Raw genomic sequence first — 23,478 nt, 5'->3', positions numbered from 1 at the left:
TCAGGGGCGCGGGGCTGTACCGATCTGCGGCTCCGCCGCGGGGCGCGACCAGCCCCCGCCGGCCCGCGGGGGCACTTGTGCTGCGCCCCCACCGGCCCGCAGGGACGTTCGTGCTGCGCCCCCACCCCCGTTTCTCCCTCCTCCTCCACCGGCGGTCGATGATCGTCGCCCTCGCCCTGCTCCTCGGCCTCCTCCTCGCGATGGTCGCCTCCGCCTCCCTCGGCCAGACCTTCGTCCCCCCGGCCGACGTCTGGCGCGCCCTCCGCGGTGACCGGACCCCCTACGACCTGGTCGTGGGCGAGCTGCGCGTCCCCCGGATCGTGCTCGGCGCCCTCGTCGGTGTCTGCCTCGGGCTCGCCGGGGCGCTCGTGCAGACCGTCACCCGGAACCCGCTCGCCAGCCCGGACGTCATCGGCGTCGGGCACGGCGCCGCCGCCGCGACCGTGCTCGCGCTGGCCACCGGGGCCGTCGCCGCGCCCGGCGCGATGCCGCTCGTGGCCGTCGGCGGCGGGCTGGCCGCCGCCGTTCTCGTGTACGCCCTCGCCTGGCGGCACGGCATGCAGCCCAGCCGCTTCGTGCTCACCGGCGTCGGTATCGGCGTCGCGCTGTCCGCCGTCGTCCAGCTGTATCTCACCGACAGCGAGCTGGACGCGGCCGAGCAGGTCAAGCTGTGGCTGACGGGCAGTCTCAACGGCCGCGGGTGGGAACAGGCCGGCCCGCTCGCCGTCGTCCTGCTGCTCGCCCTGCCGGGGCTGGTGTGGGCGGCCCGGGCCGCGCGGCCCCTCGGTCTCGACACCGACACCGCCGCCGCCCTCGGCCTCCCCGTCGACCGGGCCCGCCTCGGCCTCACGCTCCTCGGCGTGGTGCTCGCCGCCACCGCCACCGGGGCCGCCGGGCCGATCGGGTTCGTCGCCCTGACCGCGCCGCAGCTGGCCCGGCGGCTCACCCGCACGCCTCAGCTGCCGCTGGTCTGCTCGGCGTTGACGGGCGCCCTGGTGCTGGTGACCGCCGACCTGGTGGCCCGCACCCTGGTACCTCCGCTGGAGATCCCGGTGGGTGCGCTCACCTCCCTGGTCGGCGGTCCCTATCTGCTCTATCTCCTCGGCCGAAAGGAGAAGCGGTGACTCAGATCGTCGCCGTGTCGATCACGAAGCGGTAGCGGACGTCGCTGCCCACGACCCGCTCGTAGGCCTCGTTGACCTGGTCCGCGTTGATCAGTTCGATCTCGGCGCCCAGGCTGTGCTCGGCGCAGAAGTCCAGCATCTCCTGGGTCTCCTGGATACCGCCGATGCCGGAGCTGCTCAGGACCCGACGGTCGCCGAAGACGGAGGAGAGCAGGATGTGCACCGGCTCTTCCGGGATGCCGACGTTCACCATCGCGCCGTCGGTGCGCAGCAGCGACAGGTACGCGTCGAAGTCGAGCGGCGCCGACACCGTGTTGATGATGATGTCGAACGTGCCCTTGAGGTCCTCGAAGGTCTTCGGGTCGCTGGTCGCCCGGTAGTCCGTGGCGCCCAGCTTCAGGCCGTCGTCCTTCTTGCGGAGCGACTGGGACAGGACGGTGACCTCCGCGCCGAGGGCGGCGGCGATCTTGACGCCCATGTGTCCCAGGCCGCCGAGGCCTACGACCGCGACCTTCTTGCCGGGACCCGCGTTCCAGTGCTTCAGCGGGGAGTAGGTGGTGATGCCGGCGCACAGCAGCGGGGCGGCGACGTCGAGGGAGAGGCCGTCGGGGATGCGGACGACGTAGTTCTCGTCGACGACGATCTTCTGCGAGTAGCCGCCGTAGGTCGGCTGCCCGTCCTTGCCGACGGCGTTGTACGTCCAGGTGGGACCGCCGCCGGTGCAGTACTGCTGGAGACCGGCCTTGCAGTTGTCGCACTCTCGGCAGGAGTCGACCATGCAGCCGACGCCCACCCGGTCCCCCACCGCGTACTTGGTGACACCCGGACCGACCTCGGAGACGACGCCCGCGATCTCGTGACCGGGCACCATCGGGAAGATCGCCGTACCCCAGCCCTCGCGGGCCTGGTGGATGTCGGAGTGGCAGATACCGGCGAACTCGATGTCGATGAGGACGTCGAATTCACCGACCGCGCGCCGCTCGATCGTGGTCCGCTCCAGCGGGGCCTTCGCGGCGGGCGCGGCGTAAGCAGCAACAGTGGTCATGAGGGGGGTTCTCCTAGGGGGGTGTGTACGTACCCGGTCGCCTTCTCCCGGGCACCCATCCAGGCTCCTCCACGCTACGTCCGCCACCCAGCCCTCGCCTCTGCGTACGTCTGGCGTGCCTACCACTGGCGGGGTCAGGTTCCCGTGCGTACGACCGTGAATACTGGAGGTATGGAAGAGCAGCCCCCGACCTCCCCCTCCCCGCCCCTGGACCGACGGGCCGAGCTCAGCGAGTTCCTGCGCACCCGGCGGGCCCGGCTGCGCCCCGGCGACGTGGGGCTGCCGGACTTCGGGCGGCACCGCAGGGTGCCGGGGCTGCGGCGCGAGGAGCTGGCCCAGCTGGCCGGGGTGTCGGTGGCGTACTACACGCGCCTCGAGCAGGGCAACGGGCGGAACGTGTCGGCGGAGGTGCTGGACGCGATCGCCCGTGCGCTGCGGCTCTCCGACGCCGAGCACGCGCATCTCCTGCACCTCGCCAAGGGTAAGCAGCACAAGAAGAGGGCATCGGCGCGGCCTCAGCAGGTGCGTCCGGCGCTGGGGCAGTTGCTGGAGGCGATGGACGGGGTGCCGGCGTACATCGGGGGGCGCCGCTCGGACATCCTGGCGTGGAACGGCATGGCGGCCGCGGTCTTCGGTGACTGGTCGGAGCTGCCGGTCACGGAGCGCAACTGGGCGCGGCTGGTGTTCCTGCGGCCCGAGTACCGCGATCTCTTCGTCGAGTGGGAGCAGAAGGCGATCGACATCGTCTGCCTGCTGCGCATGGACGCGGGCTGCTTTCCCGACGACACCCGGCTGTCCGCGCTGGTCGGCGAGCTCTCGGTGAAGAGCGAGGAGTTCCGCCGGCTGTGGGCGACGCACGACGTCAAGGAGAAGAGCCACGGGGTGAAGCGGCTGCACCACCCTCTGGTGGGCGAGCTGTACCTCAGCTACGAGTCGTTCCGGATGCCGGACGACCCGGACCAGTCCCTGGTCACGTATCACGCGGAGCCGGGCTCGGCGTCGGCTCAGGCGCTGCGGCTGCTGGCCAGCTGGGGCACGGACGCGACCCGGGTCGCCGCCCCCTGACCTGACCCCGGGAAGGGGGAACGGCCCGCCGGAAGCCGCGCTTCCGACGGGCCGCTCGCTGTGGATCCACTCAGCGGCTACGGCTCACTTGGCGTAGTACGCGTTGTAGATCGAGATCGTCGACTTGTTGCCCTTCTTGTCGGCGATCTTGGCGTGAAACGAGATGGCTTTGCCCTTGGCCGGGTTCTTGACGGTGATCTTGCCGTGACTGACCGTCAGCTTCTTCCAGGTCTTGCCGTAGTCGTACGACACGTAGACCGAGAGGGACTTCAGGTTGCGGCCGGCGGCCGAGCCCTCGACGGTGACCGGGAAGGTGACCTTCTTGCCCGCCTCGACGCGGCTGTCCGACCCGGTGTTGGCGCCGAAGTGGACGGTGGAGGCCGGGAGCTTGGCCGGGACGCCGCCGGTCGGCTTCTTCGAGTGGAAGGTCCAGCTCGCGTCGATCCGTGTGGAGGCGGCGGCGACCTTGACCGAGCGGATGACCGAGGTGGTCAGCTTGTACTCGGCGTCGGCGGACGGCACGGTGAAGGCGTCGCCGCCGAACAGCGGGTCCTTGTTGGAGCCCACCTTGGTGCCGTTGCGGTACAGGGTGGTGTTCACCGACAGGAAGTCGGAGGACCCGGCGTGCTTGGCGCTGTCGGAGAACAGCGGGACGAAGCCGGAGATCTGGTTGGCGTCGCGGTACAGACCGAAGTCGCTGGTCAGATGCGGGCCGAAGATCGCCCTGTTGAAGGTGTTCTGGTAGCTCTTGCCCGCCTTGTACTGCTGCGGGTCGCTCGTGTAGAAGGCGTCGGCGATCGGCAGGCCCTGGGCGTCATGGCCGCTGAACTGGGTGAAGTCGAAGCCCCACAGGGCGCCGTCGACGGTGGAGACGTGGACGGTGCGGGTGCTGGGCAGCTTCTGCTCCACGGCGCCGCCCATCACCATGTCCTCACCGACGATGCCCCACGGGCTGACCGAGCCGGTCTTGCCGGAGGCGGAGCCGCCGAGGCTGTTCTTGACGGTGGCGAACTCGCCGGTCTTGAAGTGCCGGACCTTGTCGCCCTGGATCTTCTTGACCTGGGCGCTGGTGGCGACGTCGTACTCCTCGCCCGCGCCCTTGGTGAACTGGCCGCTCCAGGTCTGGGTCAGACCGCTCGCGACCTCGCCGCCCAGCGGGGCCATCCGGATCTTGTCGAAGGTGTCGAAGCCGACCCCGAACCCGATGCCCGCCGGGTCGTACATGTAGTCGATCGTCGCGGAGCCCGGCTTCGCCTGCGCGTCCGGCACGGTGATGTCGGCCGCCTTGGTGGTGCGGGCGTCGATGGTGACCGTGAGGTCGTGGGTGACGCTCAGCTTCGGCTGGACCAGCCAGTCGATGCCGCCGTCGAAGGTGGTGAAGTCCTTCGCGATCCAGGCGTCGAGCAGGTACGTGCCCTTCGGCACCCGGATCGTGGTGGTCCCGGAGTCGGCGGTCGGCACGGTGTAGGCGCGGCCGTCGCCGAGGCCCGAGTAGCCCACCAGGCCGGTGTCGTAGACACCGGTCGGGTTGCCGTCGCGCCCGATGTGCTTGAGGGTGACGCTGTACGACTGCACCTCACGCTGCACCGCGGCCGCCGTACGGACGCTCTGGCCGTCGCCGGTCGCCGTGACGTACGCCGAGTAGGCGCCGTCCAGGGTGCCGCCCAGCTTGGTGTTCACGGTGACGTCGACGGCGGCCGTGCCGCCCGCCGGGACGGTCACCTTGGTCGCGCCCAGCTTGAAGAAGCCGGCCGGGGCCGCCGCGCCCTTGGGGTCGGTGCCGCTCGCCGAGAGGCTGAGGGTGACGTCCTTGGTGCCGAGGTTGCGGTAGGTGAGCTGCTTGGTGACCGGGGTGTCGTCGGTGTGCGGCCACTGCTGCAGACCGAAGTTCACCGACACCGGGTCGGCGACCACGGTCTGCTTGATGGCCTTGTCGACGGCGATACGGCCCGAACCCTGCTCGAACGGCGTGTACTTGCCGCCCTTGGCGGAGCCGGTCAGCGCGCCCTTCAGCTGCTGGTAGCCCCAGTCGGGGTGCTCCTGCTTCAGGATCGCGGCGGCGCCGGCGACATGCGGGGTCGCCATCGACGTACCCGAGATGGTCAGGTAGCCGGGCGGGTTCTCGCCGACCTCCTGGTCGATGAGACTGCCCTTGGCCGCCGCCGCGGTGATGTCGACGCCGGGCGCGGTGACGTCCGGCTTGATGGTGCCCTCGGCGCTGGGGCCGGTGGAGGAGAAGTCGGCGAGCTTGTCGTTGCCGTCGACGGCGCCGACGGTGAGCGCGGCGTCCGCGCTGCCCGGCGAACCGATGGACTCGGGGCCCTCGTTGCCCGCGGCGATCGCGAACAGGATGCCCTTCTCGTTGGAGAGCTTGTTCACCTCGGCCTCGAGCGGGTCGATCTCCGGGGTGTCGTAGCCGCCCAGGCTGAGGTTGACGACATCGGCGCCCTCGGCCGCCGCCCACTCCATGCCGGCCAGGATGCCGGAGTCGTCACCGGAGCCGGTGTCGTCCAGGACCTTGCCGTTGAGGATCTTCGCACCGGGCGCGACACCGGTGTACTTGCCGTGCGACTTGGCGCCGGTGCCCGCCGCGATGGACGCGACGTGCGTGCCGTGGCCGAAGTGGTCCGAGGCGTCGGCCGCCGTGGTGAAGTTCTTGGACTCGATCACCTGGTCCTTGAGGTCCGGGTGGGTCGTGTCGACACCGGTGTCCAGGACGGCGATCTTGACGCCCTTGCCGTTGTAGCCGGCCGCCCACGCCTTGGGGGCGCCGATCTGCGGCACGGACTTGTCGAGGCTGGCCTTGCGGACGCCGTCGAGCCAGACGTGCGCGATGCCGGCGGCGGCCTTGTCCCCGTTGGTGACCGCGTCCCACAGCTCCGGCGTGTCCTTGACCGGGGTCTGCACGGCGTCGGCGTTGAGCGTCCTGAGGCTGTGCCGCAGGGTGCCCGCGTCGCGGACGTCGGCCTTGGCGGCGCCGGCGGCGCCCTGGTACCCGACGATGACCTTCAGGCCGTTCTTCTGCGCCTTGCGGGTCGCGGCCTTGTTCAACTCGGTGACGTCGAACAGCCGTTGGTCCAGCTTGCCGGAGGAGACCAGCCGGACGGCGTCACCGGGGACGACAAGGGTGTGCCCGTCGACCTTGTGGATCTGGAAAGGTATGTGCTCGCGTCCCTCGGCCCGCTCCAGGCCGACGACCCGGCCCTTGGCGTCGAGGGCGACCCGGTCACCGGTGATGAGGGTGACGTGGTTCCGGCCGGCGACCGATGAGAGGGCCGCGGCGGCCGCGGCGACGCGCTGCTCCGGCTTCGCCGACGCCGGGCTGGTCATGCCTGCGGCGAGGGCGACGGCTGCTGCCGTGGCGACCGTGGCCGCGGCAGCTCTTTTCACTTGTCTGCGCAAGACTCCCCCTGGGAGACGGTGTACCGGGCGAATTCCCCGTTCACCCGGCCGGAGGCAGTCCCGTACGCATATACGTCAACCCCCCGGAATACGGAGTATGCCGGGGGGCGATCAGTGGGCTCAATAGATGAGAGACCGGTAAGAGATGTACAGGAGAACTGTTACGCGCCGGGGCGGACACTGTTACCCAACTGCGCGGTTGTGCGCGGGAGTTCAGTGCTAGGCACCGTCAGCCCGTGACGCACCTCACGCGCCCGCGTTCTCCTTGACGGTGATCTTTCCCTTGCGGATGGTCGCCAGCCGCGGGGCCTTCTTCGCGATCGCGGAGTCGTGGGTGACCATGATGAAGGTCAGCCCGTGCTCCTTCCACATGCGCTCCAGTACGTCCATGATCTCGTCGCGCATGCTCTCGTCGAGGTTGCCGGTGGGCTCGTCGGCGAGCAGCACCTTGGGCTGCTTGACGAGGGCCCGGGCGATGGCGACGCGCTGCTGCTGGCCGCCGGACATCTCGGAGGGCAGGTGCCCGAGGCGTTCGCCGAGACCGACGGAGGTCAGCGCCTCGGCGGCACGCTCACGGCGGTCCCTGGCCTTGACGCCGAGCGGGACGAGGGCGGTCTCGACGTTCTCCTGGGCGGTGAGCGTCGGGATCAGGTTGAAGGACTGGAAGACGAAACCGATGTTCTCGCTGCGGACCCGGGTCAGCTTGGTCTCGGAGAGCTTGGCCAGGTCGGTGCCGTCCAGGACGACGTCGCCGGAGGTCGGCCGGTCCAGGCCGCCGATCATCTGGAGGAGGGTGGACTTGCCGCCGCCGGTGGGGCCCTGGATGACCAGGCGGTCGCCGTCGGAGATGGTGAGATCGATGCCGTCGAGGGCGCGGACGGTGTCCTTGCCGCGGGAGTAGAGCTTGGTGACGTTTCTGAGTTCGTACATGGTGGCTCCTGGAGGGTTTGGAGTGGGGCGGCTTCGTCATTGGCTGCGGGTGGGTGGGGGGCTGGTCGCGCCCGCGCGGCGGAGCCGCATATCGGCTCCGCGGCGGAGCCGCATATCGGCTGGGGCCCCGCGCCCCTTACGGGGCGCTGCAGTTGCGGGCGCCTTGTCGGCTCACTCAGCTGCGGGCAGTCGTGCTGCTGGGGCGATGGGGGTCCCCCCGCTCGAGCGAAGCCGAGAGTGGGGGAGGGTGGGCGCGGCGGCACCCTGCCGGCGCCGGTGAGCGACACCCCCGCCCCAGCCACAACCGGCGCCGGCTACTCCACGCGCCGCAGCGCGTCCGCAGGACGCAGCCTCGACGCCCGCCAGCCGCCGAACGCACCCGCGATCAGGCCGCCGGCCACCGCCAGCCCCACCGCCACCGCGATCGTCGTCACGCTGACCGGTGCCGTCAGGGCGACCTCCAGTGTCTTCGCGGCCTGCCGCCCGCCGCCGAAGCCACCGCCACCGCCACCGAAGCCGCCCCCACCGCCGGGACCGCCGGCGGCGTTGCCACCGCCACCGCCACCGCTGCCGAGGGAGGCGTCCAGGGTCGGGCTGATCTCGGTGACGACGTACGCGCCCGCCAGACCGAGCGCGATACCGAGCGCGCCGCCGACCAGGCCGTTGACCATGGCCTCGCCGATGACCTGCCCGGTGACCCGGCGGGACTTCCAGCCCAGCGCCTTCAGCGTGCCGAACTCGCGGACCCGGCGGGAGACCGCCGAGGAGGTCAGCAGTCCGGCGACCAGGAACGCGGCCACGAGCACCGCGATGGACAGCCACTTGCCGACGTTGGTGGCGAGCGAGGACGCCGTGGAGAGGGAGCCGGAGACGGTGTCCGCGAGGTCGGCGGAGGTGGTGACCGTCGTACCCGAGACGTTCTTCTGGATGGTCGACTTGACGGCCGAGATCTGCTTGGAGTCGGTCGCCTGGACGTAGATCGTGGTGACCTTGTTCTTCTCGTCGGCCAGCGTCTGCGCCTGCTTCAGCGGCATGTACAGGTTGGCCGCCGCGTCACCGCTGTCGGCCGTCGCGATGCCGATGATCGTGTACTTGACCTTGTTGATGGTGACGGTCGAACCGACCTTGTACTTCTTCTCCTTGGCGTACGCCGAGTCGGCGACCAGCACCTTGGCGTTCGTCTCGGTCGTCTTGAAGGTACGGCCGCTGGTGATCTTCGACGAGGTCAGCGGGCCGATCCCGGTCTGGGTGACGTCGGTGCCGTAGACGGTGTACGAGTTGACGTCGAAGTTGGCGCCGCCGCCCTGGACCTCACCCTGCGGCGCGCCGTTGCCGCCGCCGTTGCCCTGGCCGCCGCCCTGCTGGCTGCCGCCGGAGCCCTGGTTCTGCTGGAACTGACCCCGGGTGAACTGGCCGCTGATCTTTACCACGTTGAGGTTCAGTCCGCCGACCGCGGTCGCGACGCCCTTCTGGCCGCCGACCTTGGTGACGGTGGAGGAGGCGAGGGTGGTGAAACCCTGCACCATGACACGGTCACTGCTCTGCGTGCTCGACGAGCCGTTGTTCTGCGCGTCGAAGTTGAAGCGGGGGCGCTGGGAGTCGCTCGTGGTCGCCGACGCGGCCTTGGTGACGGTCATGTCCGTGCCCAGGCCGTACAGCGACTGGAGGACCTTGTCCTGCGCCTGCCCCATGCCGTTGGACACGGAGTTGACCACGATGACCAGTGCGATGCCCAGCGCGAGGCCGGAGGCGACGACGAGAGCCGCCTTTCTGCGGCGGCGCAGTTCGCGCCTCAGGTAGGTGAAGAACATGACCGCAAGGTAGGGACACACCGTGATGGCTCGATAAGGCCGAAATAAGAGAAGCATGAGAAGGCTGTGGCGGGCCCCAGAAATGCCGATGCCGCCCCTGGGGGCGGCATCGGTGAGCTGTGCGGCGACTGTGCGTCAGACGGCCGAACCGGCCTTCCAGTCGGCCCAGTTCAGGTTCCAGCCGTTGAGGCCGTTGTCAGGGGACACGGTCTTGTCGCCGGTGTTGGAGATGATCACCACGTCACCGACTATGGAGTGGCTGTACATCCAGTAGGCGGGCGTGCTGGTGTCGTTGGCGCCCTTGGTGTCGGACAGGCCGACACAGCCGTGGCTGGTGTTCACGGCACCGAAGATGGACTTGGCGCCCCAGTAGTTGCCGTGCAGGAAGGTGCCGGAGCTGGTGAGGCGGATGGCGTGCGGCACGTCCTTGATGTCGTACTCGCCCTTGCCGTCGCTGTCGGTGAAGCCCACGGTCGCGCCGTTCATGCGCGTCTCCTTGAACTTCTCGGACATCACCATGATGCCGTTGTACGTCTTGTTCTCGGGCGAACCCGCCGAGATCGGGATGGTCTTGACGGTCTTCCCGTCCTGGGTGATCTTCATCTCCTTGGTCTTGGCGTCGACGTAGGAGACCTGGTTGCGGCCGATGTGGAAGGTGACCGTCTTCTGCTGGACGCCGTAGACACCGGAGGCGCCCTGCACACCGTCGAGCGCCAGCTTCAGCGTGACGGTGGAGTTCTCCTTCCAGTAGTCCTCGGGACGGCAGTCCATCCGCTGGGTGGAGAACCAGTGGCAGGCGACCTCCTGGCCGCTGCTGGAGGTGACCGTGATGCCCTTCTGGACGGCGGCCTTGTTCGTGATCTGCTTGTCGAAGTTGATCGACACGGGCATGCCGACGCCGACGGTCGAGCCGTCCTCCGGCGTGAAGGTGCCTATGAAGCTGTTGGCCGGGGAGACCGTGGTGAAGGACGCGTTCTCGTGGGCGACCAGGCCGGCGGAGTCCTTGGCCTCGGCGGCGACCTTGTAGGTGGTGGACCGCTCCAGCTGGGCGGAGGGCTTCCAGGTCGTCTTGTCGGCGGACAGGGCGCCGGTGACCGCGGCGCCGTCGGCGGTGGTCATGGTCACGCCGGTGAGCGTGCCCTTGCTGACGGTGACGGCCGCGGAGTTGTTGATGGAGGCGTTGCTGGAGCCGTCCTTGGGCGTGATCGTGATGTCGGCCTGGGACGACTTCTTCGCCGCCGCCTGGTCCGACTGGGCCTGCGAGCTCTCACCGCTGCCGGACGCCTTGTCGTCGCTTCCGGAACACGCCGTGAGCACCAGCACACCGCCGAGCAGTGCGGACGCGGCCACCAGGCCCTTGCGCCGCTTACTGTCCGTCATCACACGCTTCTCCATCGTTGCCGAGTCCGCGAACACACCGAGAGCCCCCGTCAAGAACCTTCAACGCTACGGCCGCCGCGTCCCGTTCCACATTCCAGAGAGGTGTGGGGCACACCACGTCCGCCGGGGCGGCCGGTGCGGCAGGGGTCGGTCCGTGCGCTGTCCGAGACGACGAAACCCCGGACGGCGGTTGCCGTCCGGGGTCCCTGGTTCCCCGGATCGCTCAGCCGATGCCGTCCTCTTCTTCGTCGCCCTCGCCATCATCCTCGTCGAGATCCCAGTCCGGCGAATCCGGATCATAGGAAACGTGCTCGCTGGACCAGGAGGCCTGCTGGAGTTCGACCCCGGGCACCTCACTGACCAGGTCGAACGGATCGACCAGGTAGGCGAGGGCCTCGGCGGTGTCTTCCGTCACAGCGGTCTCGGCATGCGCACGCTCCTCGCCGGGCAGCTCGGGATCCTCGGCGATCCGCCGCAGCGCGGCCTTGGTGACCTCGCCGGCGTCCTCGACTTCGAGAACCAGCTCCACCCGAAGCCGTACAAAACGTGATGTCTCTGGAGTGCTCATGCCCGGAGCGTACGACTGAAACGTCCCGTGACTTTCCCGTGACCCGCGATTTTCACTAACATCGCCCCACACGGCCAATTCGCCAGCGTCACAAGGGGATCGATATTCCGTGTCATCCGTTCGCCGCCCGTTGCTGACCGCCACCGCCGCAGGCACCCTCCTGTGCGCGCTGTGGTTCGTCCCGTCCGCCAACGCGTCGCAGGACACCCCGGCGAGAACCGGCACGTCGGCGAGTACGGCCACGCAGGTCACCCAGCAGGCGAAGGCGCTGTCCGAGGCCACCTCCGAGGAGACCGGGGACGCCGGTCAACTCGCCGACACCGGAAGCCCGGACACCACGCCGTACGTCATCGGCGGCACCCTTTTCCTCGCCGTCGGCGCGGGGTTCGTGGTGTATTCGGTACGCCGGGAACGCCTGGAATTTTAAATTACTTGACCGGCCCTTGACCGAGGCCTCACAGTCCTCCCATGAAGAGATCATCGGGCGTGCGGATGTGCACCCTCGCCGCCGGCGGCGCACTGTCCCTCGCCCTCATCACGGGCTGCTCCGACGGGAGTTCCAAGGACTCGGCCGCCACCGCGGACTCCGCCTCCACCGTCAAGGCGTCGAGCACGGCGGAGTTGAAGCAGCGGATCCTCGCGCAGGGCGAGGTGGACGGCTACAAGGTCAACGCGATCGGCGCGGCCGCGCCGACCCGCGGCAAGATCAAGGCGAGCGACGAGAAGTGCCGCCCGCTGGCCTACGTCCTCACCGGCCTCGCACCGGCCGACCCGGCCACGGAGATCGGCCGCACGGTCCGGGAGGACAAGAAGGACCCGACCGACGACGCGACCTCCCTCGACGACATGGCCGACGGGAAGTTCGAGGACGCGCTCAAGGACTCGCTGAACCTGGACGTCACGTCCCTCGACCTGTCGTCGTACGACGGGAACGGCGCGCAGCAGGCGCTGAAGGCCCTCACCGCGGCGGTCGAGGACTGCGCGACCGGCTTCACGGGCGGCGCGGCCGGCGACGAGCAGAAGGTCACGAAGGTCACGGCGACCAAGCCCTCGGGCACCGGCGACGAGTCGGTGGCGTTCACGGCGGTCACCGACATGGACGGCGACAAGGGCCCCCTGCACGCGGAGGTGGTACGCCACGGCAACACGCTCGCGACGTACTACACGATGAACATCGGGGCGATGATGGCCGGAAAGACGTACACGGTGCCGACCCCGGTGATCAAGGCCCAGTCGGCGAAGCTGAAGTAACGCGAAACTCCCCGCGGCCCTCTTGAGAGGGCCGCGGGGAGAATCCCAGGGGCGCGGGGCTGTATCGACATGCGGCTACCGCCACGTGGGCACGACCGGCGCCTTACGACAGAGAACGCGGCGGGAAACCTAGGGGCGCGGGGCTGTATCGACATGCGGCTACCGCCGCTTGGGCGCGACCAGCCCCCGCGTACCCGCACCCGACCGACCACCGCAACGGCCGTACCCGCACCCGACCGACCGACTACCGCAACGGCCCGGTCACCTTCTCGGCGGCTTCCACCAGCGCTCCGCCCCGCACGAACTCCTCCGCCGCCGCGAGGTCGGGCGCCAGGTACCGGTCGGGGCCAACCCCCTGAACGCCCGCGGAGCGCGCCGCCTCGATCACCGCCAGCGAGGCCGGCGCCGCCGTCAGGCCCTCCCGCAGCTCGATCGCCCGGGTCGCCGCATACAGCTCGACGGCGATGACGCGCGCCAGATTACCCACGGCCGTCCGCAGCTTGCGCGCCGCCGACCACCCCATGGAGACGTGGTCCTCCTGCATCGCGGAGGAAGGGATCGAGTCGGCCGACGCCGGCACGGCGAGCCGCTTCAGCTCACTGACCAGCGCCGCCTGCGTGTACTGGGCGATCATCAGGCCCGAGTCGACGCCCGCGTCGTCCGCCAGGAACGGCGGCAGCCCGTGGCTGCGGTTCTTGTCCAGCAGCCGGTCGGTCCGGCGCTCGGCGATGGACCCGAGGTCGGCCACCGCGATGGCGAGGAAGTCGAGGACATAGGCGACCGGCGCGCCATGGAAGTTGCCGTTGGACTCGACCCGGCCTCCCCCAGAGCCGAAAGCCTGGGAGGTGCCCCCAGGCAGCACGACCGGGTTGTCGACGGCCGACGCCAGCTCCCGCTCGGCGACGAGGCGCGCGTGCGCGAGCGTGTCCCGCCCGGCCCCGGCGACCTGCGGAGCACACCGCACCGAGTACGCGTCCTGGACGCGCGGCGCGTCGTCCTGGTGGTGCCCGGTGAGCTGGGAGCCCTGGAGCACGGCGAGCATGTTGGCGGCGCTGTCGCCCTGCCCGGGGTGCGGGCGGATCGCGTGCAGCTCGGGCGCGAGCACCTTGTCCGTGCCGAGCAGCGCCTCCAGGCTCAACGCGGCCGAGACATCGGCGGACTTGTAGAGCATGTCCAGGTCGGCGAGGGCCATGACCAGCATGCCGAGCATGCCGTCGGTGCCGTTGAGGAGGGCGAGCCCCTCCTTCTCGCGGAGTTCGACGGGCGCGATCCCGTGCTCGGCGAGCAGCTCACCGGCGGGGCGGACGACGCCGTCCGGGCCCTCCGCGTCCCCCTCGCCCATCAGCGTGAGCGCACAGTGGGACAGCGGGGCCAGGTCGCCGGAGCAGCCGAGGGAGCCGTACTCGTGCACGACCGGGGTGATCCCGGCGTTCAGCACGTCGGCCATGGTCTGGGCGACCTCGGGACGCACACCGGTGTGTCCGGAGCAGACGGTCTTCAACCGCAGGAACATCAGGGCCCGTACGACCTCGCGCTCCACCCGCGGCCCCATTCCGGCCGCGTGCGAGCGCACGATGTTGCGCTGCAACTGGGCCCGCAGCTCCGGGCTGATGTGCCGGGTCGCGAGGGCGCCGAAGCCGGTGCTGACGCCGTAGACCGGCTCCGGCTTGGCCGCCAGCGCGTCCACGATCTCCCGGGCCGCCGCGAGCGCCGCGACCGCCTCCGCCGACAGTTCGACGCGGGCGCCGCCGCGCGCCACGGCGAGGACGTCGGACGCGGTGACCCCGGACGTTCCCACCACCACAGTGTGCATATCCATATTCAGGAGCGTACGCAGTGAATGCGGCTGCTGTCACCAGTGGGGTACGGAGTTGCCCCTTACTTGTACGTCACAACCGGTACCTCGCGGCCGTACGGGTCAGGACCGCCGGCCCCGGAAGCTGCGCCGCTCGGCCCGTTCCGGCGGGGGCGCGTCGGCCAGCCGCAGGACGGGATCGTCCGGCCCCTCCCGCCCGGCCACCACCGGCCGGTCCGCGCGCAGCGCCTTGGCACGGTACTGCGCGGCGTCGGCGAGCCGGAACAGGCGGCGGGCCGAGCGCACCGGCCCGATCGGGTCCGCGGTCGAGGCCACCCCGCACGCGACCCCCTCCCCCAGCTCCAACTCCCCGGCCCGGCGGCAGAGTTCCTCGGCGGCCTTGACCACGTCGTCGGCCGGCGGCCCGACCGCGAGCAGACAGAACTCGTCCCCGCCGAGCCGCGCGGCGAGGGCGCCCGGGAGCATCGCCCCGCACAGGGAGAGGACCGAGCCGAAACGTTCGAGGAGACGGTCGCCGACGGCGTGCCCCTGGGAGTCGTTGACCCGCTTGAGACCGTTGAGGTCGCAGACGACCAGACTGACCACGGCGTCGTCCGCGCGGTGCCGGTCGATCGCCTCGTCCAGCCGTACGTCGACGGCACGACGGTTGGCGAGCCCGGTGAGCGCGTCGGTGTACGCCAGCCGGCGGGCCTCCTCGAGCCGCTCGGTCTGGGCGATCCCGGCGGCGACGACGGAGGCCAGGACGGTGGCGAAGTCGGCGTCGCCGCGACCGAAGACGGAGGCGTGGAGGGCGCGGGCGACATACAGCTCGCCCCAGGCCCTGCCGTGCAGCAGGATCGGCGCGACCAGGCAGCAGCCGCGGCCCCTGCGGCGCAGGGCGTCGACCCGCTGGTGCGAGTAGCCGGGGCGGCCGGCGGCGGGACCCTCGGCCGTCTCCACCCAGGCGTTGGGGCCGCCGCCGCCCGCCCAGCGCTCATGCAGGAACTCGGTGATCTCCGGGAACTGGTGCACCGGGTAGGCCTCGGCCTCCGGGAACTCCTCCTCGTCCGGGGCGCGCTCCCCGACGTTCACGAGGACCCGCAGCCGGCCGAGGTCGCGCTCCCAGACGGAGAGCGCGCCGAAGCTGCCGTCCAGGGCACGGCAGGCGCCGACCGCGGCCGCGTGCCAGCACTCGTGTGGGGTGTGAGCCGCGGCCATGCCCTGAGCCAGCGCCACGACGGCGGCGAGCCGGTTGTCCTCACCCATTACTCCAGGTTAGGGATGATTTGGTTTATTCGGGACATGGGTGCGGCGAACAGGTGTTGCGACGACCTGTTTCGTCGCGGACCGCGGTCCGGTGGGGGCCGATCGCGCCCACGCGGCGGAGCCGCACATCGATACCGCCCCGCGCCCCAGACGGGGCGCTGCCCTCGCGCCAGCTACTCAGCTGCGGGCAGTCGTGCCTCGCCCAGTGCCTCAAGGGCCCGGGAGGTACCCCCAGGCGGCACGGATGGGCGCCGGGGGCGCCCCCTCCGGGGGAGGCACCCTGCCGGCGCCGGTAAGCGACACCCCCGCCCTCAGCCCACGCACGCCTCACTCCCCCGGCCACTCCGGCTTCCGCTTCTCGTTGAACGCCGCGACCCCCTCCGCGCGGTCTCCCGAGAAGGCCACCGTCCGCCATGCCGCGTCCTCGACCTCCAGCCCCGCCCGCAGGTCCAGCCCGTGCCCGAGCCGCAGCGCCCGCTTGGCCGCACGCAGCCCCACCGGCGAGTTCCCCGCCATCCGCTCCGCCAGCGCCAGCGCCGCGTCCCGGTCCTGTCCCTTCTCCACCAGCTGGTCGACGAGGCCCAGCTCATGTGCCTGAGCCGCCTCCACCCGGCGCGCCGTGAAGATCAGCTCGGCCGCGCGGGCCGCTCCGACCCGGCGGGGCAGCAGCTGCGTACCGCCGCCGCCCGGGATCACCCCCACCGACACCTCCGGCAACCCCACCACGGCCGTGCCGTCGGCCACGATCACATCGCAGGACAGCGCCAGCTCGAAGCCCCCGCCGAGCGCGTAGCCGTGCACGGCGGCGATCGTCGGCATCGGCAGCTCCAGGACGCCGGTGTACGCCCCGCGCGACAGCGGCCGCGCCCGGACCAGCTCCGCGTCGGTCATGGAGTTGCGCTCCTTGAGGTCGGCGCCGACGCAGAACGCCCGTTCGTGCGAGGAGGTCAGCACGACCACCCTGGCGTCCCGGTCGGCGCTCAGCGCGGCGCACGCGGCCACGATCGAACGCGCCATCTCCGCCGATACCGCGTTCATGGCCTTGGGCCGGTCCAGCACCAGCTCCGCGACCTGGCCGTGCCGTCGCACCAGCACGAACTCCCCGAACCGCTCCTCGCTCACGACACGCCCTCCGGTTAACGTGGGTTAACTTCCTGGACCCGATCATCGCAGCCGAGTCGTGAACGGGAAAGGGCGGCCGTCCGGTTCCCGCACGGACGCCCGGCAACCCGTTCGAGTGACATCCCGCCCAAGTCCCACCGCACCGCCCAGGGGAGCGCATAACGTGCGCTCGCCACGGCGCATCGGGGGCGCGAGCGCATCGGGGAGGGATCGTGATGACGGAGACGTCGACGCAGCCGAAGCGAGACAGCGACCTCACGGCCGCAGAGCCGACACAGCCGTTACCGGCGACGGCGGTCCCGCACACCGCGCGGCCGACGGCACGGATCGGCCCGGCGCCCACGGCCCGGCCCGCCACGGACACCACCCCGGCCGTCCCGCGCCGCTTCACCCCCCGCACCCGAGGCCGGCACCGCCGGCCCCGCCCCCGCAGGGTCCTCCTCGTGGCAGGCGGTATCGCGCTGGCCGCCGGAGCCCTGAGCCTCGTCCGAGTGAGCGTCGATCCGGGCGCCGGCGGCCCCGGCGCCGCCGAGGCCGAACCCAGGCTGGATCCGGGCACCGGGACGGACCGGTCGACCCCCGCCGCCGCCACGGTCGCCACCGCCATCCCCCGGGTGAGTCCCTCGTCGACCTCGGCGCTGGGCGGGGTGAGCACGACACCGACGACGGCCGCCACCCTCGTGCCCCTGCCGACCGCGCCCCCGTCCGCCGCACGGGCCACCCCGGGTACCACCACCATCCCCGAGTCCCCCGACGCACCGGCCCCCTCGACCACCCCACGGCCGGCCCCGGCACCGCCCCGAACCACACCTTCCGCCACACCCCAGCCCTCCACCCCCGCCCACCCCGGCCTCTGCGTCCCGATGGTCGGCCTGTGCGTCGACCTACCGGGGACACCCGGTGGCTAGCCCTCCCCCGCCTGCACGACTACACGGAGGTCACGGGGCGGCCGGCGGAGCTTCCCGGCGCGTGAGCAGCCACGGCTCCACGACGCCCAGGCCACGCACCGGGCGCTGCCACATCGGCTGGAGCGCGAAGCGGTACGTCGGGGGTTCCTCGCCCTCCTTCTCGGCGGTGGCCGCGGCCTCGGCGGCCTCGGCCTCCGAGGCGGGCGCCTCGCCGGAGCGGATCAGTTCCTCGGCGAACGCCGAGTCGACGAGCACGGCGTCCCGGGGGGCTATGGAGGTCAGCCGGGAGGCCAGGTTCACGGTCGTACCGAAGACATCGCCCATTCGGGTGGTCACCGTGCCGAAAGCCATGCCGACCCGCAGCTCCGGCATCGTCTCGTCGTGCGCCATGGTCTCGACCAGGCGCAGGGCGATGTCGGCGGCCGTGCCGGCGTCGTCGGCGGCGTACAGGACCTCGTCGCCGAGGGTCTTGATGAGCCGGCCGCCGCGGGCCGCGACCAGGTCGGCGGCGGTGGTCTCGAACGCCTCGACCAGCTCGCCGAGCTCCTCCTCCTCCATCCGCCGGGTCAGCCGGGTGAACCCGACGAGGTCGGCGAAGCCGACGGCCAGCCGCCGGTCGACCATCTCCTCGTCGTCGGCCGACTGCACGACCCGGCCGGCCGAGGCGGCGAGCTGGCGGCGCCAGACGTAGACCAGGAACTCCTCCAGCTCGGGCAGGAGCAGCTCGACGATCGGGTACGTGACCTCGGTGCGGGTCATGCCCGGCTCGGGGGGCTCGGTCAGGCCCTCCAGGAAGGAATCCATCTGCCACTCGGCCAGACGGGCGGTGGTCTGCCCGGTCGACCTGGCCACCTGCACGGCCATGGCCTCGCTGAGCAGGCCAGCCTCGACGAGACCGGCGAGCCGGCGCAGAGCCAGCACGTCGGCCTCGGTGAGCGCCTTGGCCTGCCCGATGTCCGCGAAGCCCATGGCCCGCCAGAACCTCGACGCCAGTTCCATGGAGACGCCGGCGCTGCGGGCCGCCTGGAACGGGGTGTAGCGGCGCTCGGCACCGAGGATCAGGCCTTCGAGGCGCAGGGCGAGCGGGTCCTCGCCGGAGTCGGCGGCGTCCGCGCCCTCGCCGGAGCCCGTGTCGTCGACGGTCACGCCTGCTGCCCTTCCGATCTGCCGCGGTCGCATACTGACCGGCCTCAACTCTACGGCAGCTGTGCGGTAGCTCACTTCGTGAGGTGGGCCGGCATCAGGGTTCACGGGGTGGTGAAAGGGGCCGGTCGCCACGGCCGGTACCTCCTGGGGCCGCCGCCCCCGCCCTCACGCCGGTCGCAGGTGCACGATGTCGCCCGCCCCCACCGGCTCCTGCACCCCCGCCTCCGTGGCGATCACCAGTCGCCCGTCCCCGTCCACGGCCACCGCCTCCCCCACCAGCGACCGGTCCCCCGGCAGCTCGGCCCGGACCGTCCGCCCCAAGGTCGCGCACCCCGCCGCATACGCCTCCTGGAGCCCGCTGCGCGCCGGATCGCCCTCGGCCGCGCGCCAGCGCCCGTACCAGTCCTCCAGTGATCGCAGCACCGCCCGCAGCAGCGGATCCCGGTCCGTGGTCAACGCGCCGGCCAGCGCCAGCGACCCCGCCTGCGGCACCGGCAGCTCCTCCGCGCGGAGCGTCACATTGATGCCGACGCCGACCACGACAGCGTCCTCGCCGGCCCGCTCCGCCAGGATGCCGCCGGCCTTGCGCTCCTCGTCACCGACGGTGAGCAGCAGGTCGTTCGGCCACTTCAGTGCCGTATCGACACCGGCCACCCGCGCCAGCCCCGTGGCCACCGCCACCCCGGTGAGCAGCGGCAGCCAGCCCCAGCGGGCCACCGGTACCTCGGCCGGCTTCAGCAGTACCGAGAAGAACAGGCCCGAGCGGGCCGGCGCCGTCCACTGGCGGTCCAGGCGGCCCCGCCCGGCCGTCTGCTCCTCGGCGACGAGCACGGCGCCCTCATCCGCGTCCCCCGCGAGGGCCCGCGCCACCAGGTCCGAATTGGTGGAGCCGGTGCGCTGCACGACCTCGATGTCGCAGTAGAGGCCGCCATGGCCGCCGTCCCGCACCAGAGCCCTGCGCAGCCCCGCCACCCCGAGCGGTGGACGGTCCAGGTCGGACCAGCGATTGTTGTTCTCGTCTGCTGCGTCTGGCGGCGTCATGCAACCACCCTAGATGTGGTGTACGCCGCACTGCCGTTTGGTAGGTGCCCCACTACGCTACGGATGAGTAACCGTCCCCCCTTTTGAGCAGGCAGGGAGCCGCATCCCGATGTCCGAGCCGGAAGAGATCGATATTCACACGACCGCGGGGAAGCTCGCGGATCTCCAGCGCCGTGTCCACGCAGCGACACACGCCGGTTCGGAGCGCGCCGTCGAAAAGCAGCACGCCAAGGGCAAGTTGACGGCCCGTGAGCGGATCGAGCTGCTCCTCGACGAGGGCTCCTTCGTCGAGCTGGACGAGTTCACCCGCCACCGCTCCACCGACTTCGGCCTGGAGAACAACCGCCCGTACGGCGACGGCGTCGTCACCGGGTACGGCACGGTGGACGGCCGCCCGATCGCCGTCTTCTCCCAGGACTTCACCGTCTTCGGCGGCGCCCTCGGCGAGGTCTACGGCCAGAAGATCGTCAAGGTGATGGACTTCGCCCTGAAGACCGGCTGCCCGGTCATCGGCATCAACGACTCCGGCGGCGCGCGGATCCAGGAGGGGGTCGCCTCCCTCGGTGCGTACGGCGAGATCTTCCGCCGCAACACGCACGCGTCAGGGGTCATCCCGCAGATCAGCCTGGTCGTCGGGCCCTGCGCCGGCGGCGCCGTGTACTCCCCGGCCATCACCGACTTCACGGTCATGGTCGACCAGACGTCCCACATGTTCATCACCGGCCCGGACGTCATCAAGACGGTCACCGGCGAGGACGTCGGCTTCGAGGAGCTGGGCGGCGCCCGCACCCACAACTCGGTCTCCGGCGTGGCCCATCACATGGCCGGTGACGAGAAGGACGCCGTCGAGTACATCAAGCAGCTGCTGTCGTACCTGCCGTCCAACAACCTCTCCGAGGCTCCGGTGTTCCCGGAGGAGGCCGACCTCTCCGTCACGGACGAGGACCGCGAGCTGGACACTCTGGTCCCGGACAGCGCGAACCAGCCGTACGACATCCACACGGTGCTCGAACACGTCCTGGACGACGGCGAGTTCTTCGAGACGCAGGCCCTGTTCGCACCGAACATCGTCACCGGCTTCGGCCGGGTCGAGGGCCACCCGGTCGGCATCGTCGCCAACCAGCCGATGCAGTTCGCCGGCTGTCTGGACATCAAGGCCAGCGAGAAGGCGGCCCGCTTCGTCCGCACCTGCGACGCCTTCAACGTCCCGGTCCTCACCTTCGTCGACGTCCCGGGCTTCCTCCCCGGCGTCGACCAGGAGCACGACGGCATCATCCGCCGCGGCGCCAAGCTGATCTACGCCTACGCCGAGGCGACGGTCCCCCTGATCACCGTCATCACCCGCAAGGCCTTCGGCGGCGCCTACGACGTCATGGGCTCCAAGCATCTGGGTGCCGATCTCAACCTCGCCTGGCCGACCGCCCAGATCGCCGTCATGGGCGCCCAGGGTGCCGTCAACATCCTGCACCGCCGCACCATCGCCGAGGCGGCGGCCGGCGGTGAGAACGCCGAAAGCACCGAGGCCGTGCGCGCCCGCCTGATCCAGGAGTACGAGGACCACCTCCTCAACCCCTACACCGCCGCCGAACGCGGCTACATCGACGCCGTGATCATGCCCTCGGACACGCGGCGCCATGTCGTACGAGGCCTGCGCCAGCTCCGTACCAAGCGCGAGTCCCTGCCGCCGAAGAAGCACGGCAACATCCCCCTATAAGGAGCCGCTGTGACGATCAAGGTCATACGGGGCAACCCGACCCCGGAGGAACTGGCCGCCGCACTGGCGGTGGTGAGGGCGAGGGCAGCGGCCATGGCAGCCGTTCCGTCCGGCACCCCGACGGCAAGGGCCGCCTGGTCCGACCCGTCCCGCATCGCCCAGCACCGGCTCCCCCAGCCGAGCCCGAGTGCGTGGACCCGCACCTACTGGCCGAGCTAGCGGCAAGGGACCAGGGGCGCGGGGCTGTGCCCCTATGCGGCTCCGCCGCGCGGGCGCACTCGGGAGAAACCCCGGGCCCCAATCTGAGTACCCCTACTCAGGCGCCCCCCGCCAGCCAGGCCGCACGCTGGTGACATGCTGTGGTCGGACCCGGAAGACGAGCCGCCGAAGGACCTGCAGGACATGCAGAACACCCTTCGGCGGCTCGGCGTCTTCCTGGCCCTGGTCATGCTCCTGCTGATGATCGTTCTCGGCGTGAGATGAGCAGCAGCGGCCTGTCGGCGCCCACCGATACGCTGACACCATGCGCAGACTCGTCCTCGCCTCCCAGTCCCCCGCCCGGCTGAACCTCCTGCGCCAGGCGGGTCTCGCCCCCGAGGTGATCGTCAGCGGCGTCGACGAGGACGCCGTCACCGCCCCCACCCCGGCCGAACTGGCCCTCGCCCTCGCGGAGGCCAAGGCTTCCGTCGTCGCCGCCCGCCCCGACGTCCAGGGCGCGATCGTGATCGGCTGCGACTCGGTGCTTGACCTCGACGGCCAGGCGCTCGGCAAGCCGACGGACGCCGAGGAGGCGACCGCCCGCTGGAAGTCGATGCGCGGCCGGGCCGGCACCCTGCAGACCGGGCACTGCGTGTGGGACACGGCGAACAACCGGCACGTGTCGGCGACCGCGTCCACCGTCGTCCGGTTCGGCGAGCCCAGCGACGCGGAGGTCGCCGCGTACGTCGCCTCCGGCGAACCTCTCTACGTGGCGGGCGCGTTCACCCTGGACGGCCGCAGCGCCCCGTTCATCGACGGCATCGACGGCGACCACGGCAACGTGATCGGCATCAGCCTGCCCCTGGTCCGCCGGCTGCTCGCGGAGCTGGGCATCGGCATCACGGAGTTGTGGGCGCCGGCGGAGTGACCGGCCCGGCGGCCGGCGTGTCCTTCCTCGGTTCCGGTTCCGGGTCACCGCCCGCCGGACCGGAACCGGAATCCGTGTCCCCGGCGGCGTCCGCACCCGCCCCGGCGCCCTCCGTACGGTCGTACGTCATCAACAGCAGCACGACGAGGGCGAGGACGACCACCATGAACAGGAAAGCCGTCCAGCCGATCAGACCCCACGCCACGGCGCCCAGCAGGCCGTGTACGACCGCGACGCTGATCAGCAGGATGCGGCCGAGGCCGGCGGGCGCCCGGTTGCGTATCGCCACCAGCAGGGCCACCAGGGCGCACAGGGCGAAGTAGAGGCCGAAGACCACGGCGCCGATCTTCGCGGTCATCGACATGTTGTCGGGATCGAGCCCGGCCAGGGACATGTCCTGACGGTCGACGACCACTCCCATGAACCAGTTGAGCGCGGCGACGCCGAGTGCCTCCACAAGGAGTACGACCGCCACGACCCAAGCCACCGGTCTGCGCACCACCGGCCCCCACCCACTTTCGGTCACGGCCCGGCAAGAGCCGCTGTTACTTGAAGTACGTTCAAGACATCGCGAACGCTACTAACGGGTAAACCCGGGGACAAGGGGCCGGGCGTCGGCAAAGATTCGTTGGGCCATTCGTAGGGACTCCACAAAGAAACGTTGTGGGGCGCGGCACGCTCTCACAGAGACCTTGAGCACATCGCGGGGCTAGGGTTTTCCGAAGGAGTCCTGCGTACCTCGGTGCGACAAGGGCTTTCGCGGGTCGGGCGAGCCTCGCATCAC

21 protein-coding genes are annotated in these 23,478 nt (G+C 70.9%); 9 read left to right on the top strand and 12 right to left on the bottom strand.

Annotated elements, in window-relative coordinates:
• Positions 1-158: 158 nt before the first annotated feature.
• Positions 159-1,124, top strand: a complete 966-nt coding sequence (locus AB0D59_RS10545; protein ID WP_362563541.1) for an iron ABC transporter permease — start codon at positions 159-161, stop codon at positions 1,122-1,124.
• A 1-nt stretch (position 1,125) separates the two neighbouring features.
• Here the strand turns inward: AB0D59_RS10545 and AB0D59_RS10540 are convergent, their stop codons facing one another.
• Positions 1,126-2,169 carry an NAD(P)-dependent alcohol dehydrogenase gene (locus tag AB0D59_RS10540; RefSeq protein ID WP_362563266.1) on the bottom strand — a complete coding sequence of 348 codons (1,044 nt, stop codon included), beginning with the start codon at positions 2,167-2,169 and terminating at the stop codon, positions 1,126-1,128.
• 171 nt (positions 2,170-2,340) lie between these two features.
• Here AB0D59_RS10540 and AB0D59_RS10535 point away from each other — a divergent pair, with 171 nt between their 5' ends.
• Positions 2,341-3,234 (top strand): helix-turn-helix transcriptional regulator, encoded by an 894-nt coding sequence (locus AB0D59_RS10535; protein WP_362563263.1) that lies wholly within the window; start codon positions 2,341-2,343, stop codon positions 3,232-3,234.
• Between the two features lie 84 nt (positions 3,235-3,318).
• Here the strand turns inward: AB0D59_RS10535 and AB0D59_RS10530 are convergent, their stop codons facing one another.
• The 5 genes from AB0D59_RS10530 to AB0D59_RS10510 form a co-directional block, all read right to left on the bottom strand.
• Positions 3,319-6,624: a S8 family serine peptidase gene (locus tag AB0D59_RS10530; protein WP_362563260.1), complete on the bottom strand. Its 3,306-nt coding sequence runs from the start codon at positions 6,622-6,624 to the stop codon at positions 3,319-3,321.
• Between the two features lie 258 nt (positions 6,625-6,882).
• Positions 6,883-7,566: an ABC transporter ATP-binding protein gene (locus AB0D59_RS10525; protein ID WP_362563257.1), complete on the bottom strand. Its 684-nt coding sequence runs from the start codon at positions 7,564-7,566 to the stop codon at positions 6,883-6,885.
• A gap of 314 nt (positions 7,567-7,880) precedes the next feature.
• Positions 7,881-9,377: an ABC transporter permease gene (locus AB0D59_RS10520; protein ID WP_362563254.1), complete on the bottom strand. Its 1,497-nt coding sequence runs from the start codon at positions 9,375-9,377 to the stop codon at positions 7,881-7,883.
• A 135-nt stretch (positions 9,378-9,512) separates the two neighbouring features.
• Positions 9,513-10,757, bottom strand: a complete 1,245-nt coding sequence (locus AB0D59_RS10515) for an Ig-like domain-containing protein (protein ID WP_362563252.1) — start codon at positions 10,755-10,757, stop codon at positions 9,513-9,515.
• Positions 10,758-10,980: 223 nt separating this feature from the next.
• Positions 10,981-11,325, bottom strand: coding sequence for a hypothetical protein (locus AB0D59_RS10510; RefSeq protein WP_362563249.1), 345 nt, complete (start codon positions 11,323-11,325; stop codon positions 10,981-10,983).
• 109 nt (positions 11,326-11,434) lie between these two features.
• Here AB0D59_RS10510 and AB0D59_RS10505 point away from each other — a divergent pair, with 109 nt between their 5' ends.
• Together AB0D59_RS10505 and AB0D59_RS10500 are read left to right on the top strand one after the other, a co-directional pair.
• Positions 11,435-11,752, top strand: coding sequence for a hypothetical protein (locus AB0D59_RS10505; protein WP_362563246.1), 318 nt, complete (start codon positions 11,435-11,437; stop codon positions 11,750-11,752).
• A 41-nt stretch (positions 11,753-11,793) separates the two neighbouring features.
• Positions 11,794-12,576 carry a hypothetical protein gene (locus AB0D59_RS10500; RefSeq protein WP_362563244.1) on the top strand — a complete coding sequence of 261 codons (783 nt, stop codon included), beginning with the start codon at positions 11,794-11,796 and terminating at the stop codon, positions 12,574-12,576.
• Positions 12,577-12,820: 244 nt separating this feature from the next.
• Here AB0D59_RS10500 and hutH read toward each other — a convergent pair whose 3' ends face one another.
• From hutH to AB0D59_RS10485, 3 genes are all read right to left on the bottom strand, one after another.
• Entirely contained in the window at positions 12,821-14,389 is a 1,569-nt protein-coding gene (gene hutH, locus AB0D59_RS10495; RefSeq protein WP_362563540.1) for a histidine ammonia-lyase, read from the bottom strand.
• A gap of 105 nt (positions 14,390-14,494) precedes the next feature.
• Entirely contained in the window at positions 14,495-15,637 is a 1,143-nt protein-coding gene (locus AB0D59_RS10490; protein ID WP_362563241.1) for a sensor domain-containing diguanylate cyclase, read from the bottom strand.
• Between the two features lie 327 nt (positions 15,638-15,964).
• A complete protein-coding gene (locus AB0D59_RS10485; protein WP_362563239.1) occupies positions 15,965-16,759 on the bottom strand; it encodes an enoyl-CoA hydratase-related protein in 795 nt (264 codons plus the stop codon).
• 215 nt (positions 16,760-16,974) lie between these two features.
• Here AB0D59_RS10485 and AB0D59_RS10480 point away from each other — a divergent pair, with 215 nt between their 5' ends.
• On the top strand, positions 16,975-17,667 hold the full coding sequence (locus tag AB0D59_RS10480; RefSeq protein WP_362563236.1) for a hypothetical protein: 693 nt from the start codon (positions 16,975-16,977) through the stop codon (positions 17,665-17,667).
• Between the two features lie 30 nt (positions 17,668-17,697).
• On the opposite strand, the gene AB0D59_RS10475 is transcribed toward AB0D59_RS10480, so the two are convergent.
• Together AB0D59_RS10475 and AB0D59_RS10470 are read right to left on the bottom strand one after the other, a co-directional pair.
• Positions 17,698-18,813, bottom strand: coding sequence for an adenylate/guanylate cyclase domain-containing protein (locus tag AB0D59_RS10475; protein WP_351693007.1), 1,116 nt, complete (start codon positions 18,811-18,813; stop codon positions 17,698-17,700).
• Positions 18,814-18,978: 165 nt separating this feature from the next.
• Positions 18,979-19,854 carry a biotin--[acetyl-CoA-carboxylase] ligase gene (locus AB0D59_RS10470; RefSeq protein ID WP_362563234.1) on the bottom strand — a complete coding sequence of 292 codons (876 nt, stop codon included), beginning with the start codon at positions 19,852-19,854 and terminating at the stop codon, positions 18,979-18,981.
• Positions 19,855-19,963: 109 nt separating this feature from the next.
• On the opposite strand from AB0D59_RS10470, the gene AB0D59_RS10465 reads away from it, so the two are divergent.
• The 4 genes from AB0D59_RS10465 (at position 19,964) to AB0D59_RS10450 (ending at position 22,694) form a co-directional block, all read left to right on the top strand.
• A complete protein-coding gene (locus AB0D59_RS10465; protein ID WP_362563231.1) occupies positions 19,964-21,568 on the top strand; it encodes an acyl-CoA carboxylase subunit beta in 1,605 nt (534 codons plus the stop codon).
• A 9-nt stretch (positions 21,569-21,577) separates the two neighbouring features.
• Positions 21,578-21,787, top strand: coding sequence for an acyl-CoA carboxylase epsilon subunit (locus AB0D59_RS10460; protein ID WP_362563228.1), 210 nt, complete (start codon positions 21,578-21,580; stop codon positions 21,785-21,787).
• Between the two features lie 135 nt (positions 21,788-21,922).
• Positions 21,923-22,051, top strand: coding sequence for a hypothetical protein (locus tag AB0D59_RS10455; protein WP_260327982.1), 129 nt, complete (start codon positions 21,923-21,925; stop codon positions 22,049-22,051).
• A 40-nt stretch (positions 22,052-22,091) separates the two neighbouring features.
• A complete protein-coding gene (locus tag AB0D59_RS10450; RefSeq protein ID WP_362563225.1) occupies positions 22,092-22,694 on the top strand; it encodes a nucleoside triphosphate pyrophosphatase in 603 nt (200 codons plus the stop codon).
• Here AB0D59_RS10450 and AB0D59_RS10445 read toward each other — a convergent pair.
• Positions 22,666-23,196 carry a hypothetical protein gene (locus AB0D59_RS10445; RefSeq protein WP_362563222.1) on the bottom strand — a complete coding sequence of 177 codons (531 nt, stop codon included), beginning with the start codon at positions 23,194-23,196 and terminating at the stop codon, positions 22,666-22,668. The genes AB0D59_RS10450 and AB0D59_RS10445 overlap by 29 nt on opposite strands.
• Positions 23,197-23,478 lie beyond the last annotated feature (282 nt).

The sequence above is a fragment of the Streptomyces sp. NPDC048417 genome, assembly GCF_040651615.1.
Classification (GTDB): Bacteria; Actinomycetota; Actinomycetes; order Streptomycetales; family Streptomycetaceae; genus Streptomyces.
This window is presented reverse-complemented; position numbering and strand designations above follow the sequence as displayed.

What these genes read in the sequence shown, in the direction of transcription:
- AB0D59_RS10545 (WP_362563541.1), top strand. Translation starts at nt 159, where the DNA reads ATGATCGTCGCCCTCGCCCTGCTCCTCGGCCTCCTCCTCGCGATGGTC.
- AB0D59_RS10540 (WP_362563266.1), bottom strand. Translation starts at nt 2,169, where the DNA reads ATGACCACTGTTGCTGCTTACGCCGCGCCCGCCGCGAAGGCCCCGCTG.
- AB0D59_RS10535 (WP_362563263.1), top strand. Translation starts at nt 2,341, where the DNA reads ATGGAAGAGCAGCCCCCGACCTCCCCCTCCCCGCCCCTGGACCGACGG.
- AB0D59_RS10525 (WP_362563257.1), bottom strand. Translation starts at nt 7,566, where the DNA reads ATGTACGAACTCAGAAACGTCACCAAGCTCTACTCCCGCGGCAAGGAC.
- AB0D59_RS10520 (WP_362563254.1), bottom strand. Translation starts at nt 9,377, where the DNA reads ATGTTCTTCACCTACCTGAGGCGCGAACTGCGCCGCCGCAGAAAGGCG.
- AB0D59_RS10515 (WP_362563252.1), bottom strand. Translation starts at nt 10,757, where the DNA reads ATGACGGACAGTAAGCGGCGCAAGGGCCTGGTGGCCGCGTCCGCACTG.
- AB0D59_RS10510 (WP_362563249.1), bottom strand. Translation starts at nt 11,325, where the DNA reads ATGAGCACTCCAGAGACATCACGTTTTGTACGGCTTCGGGTGGAGCTG.
- AB0D59_RS10500 (WP_362563244.1), top strand. Translation starts at nt 11,794, where the DNA reads ATGAAGAGATCATCGGGCGTGCGGATGTGCACCCTCGCCGCCGGCGGC.
- hutH (WP_362563540.1), bottom strand. Translation starts at nt 14,389, where the DNA reads ATGCACACTGTGGTGGTGGGAACGTCCGGGGTCACCGCGTCCGACGTC.
- AB0D59_RS10490 (WP_362563241.1), bottom strand. Translation starts at nt 15,637, where the DNA reads ATGGGTGAGGACAACCGGCTCGCCGCCGTCGTGGCGCTGGCTCAGGGC.
- AB0D59_RS10480 (WP_362563236.1), top strand. Translation starts at nt 16,975, where the DNA reads ATGACGGAGACGTCGACGCAGCCGAAGCGAGACAGCGACCTCACGGCC.
- AB0D59_RS10470 (WP_362563234.1), bottom strand. Translation starts at nt 19,854, where the DNA reads ATGACGCCGCCAGACGCAGCAGACGAGAACAACAATCGCTGGTCCGAC.
- AB0D59_RS10465 (WP_362563231.1), top strand. Translation starts at nt 19,964, where the DNA reads ATGTCCGAGCCGGAAGAGATCGATATTCACACGACCGCGGGGAAGCTC.
- AB0D59_RS10455 (WP_260327982.1), top strand. Translation starts at nt 21,923, where the DNA reads ATGCTGTGGTCGGACCCGGAAGACGAGCCGCCGAAGGACCTGCAGGAC.
- AB0D59_RS10450 (WP_362563225.1), top strand. Translation starts at nt 22,092, where the DNA reads ATGCGCAGACTCGTCCTCGCCTCCCAGTCCCCCGCCCGGCTGAACCTC.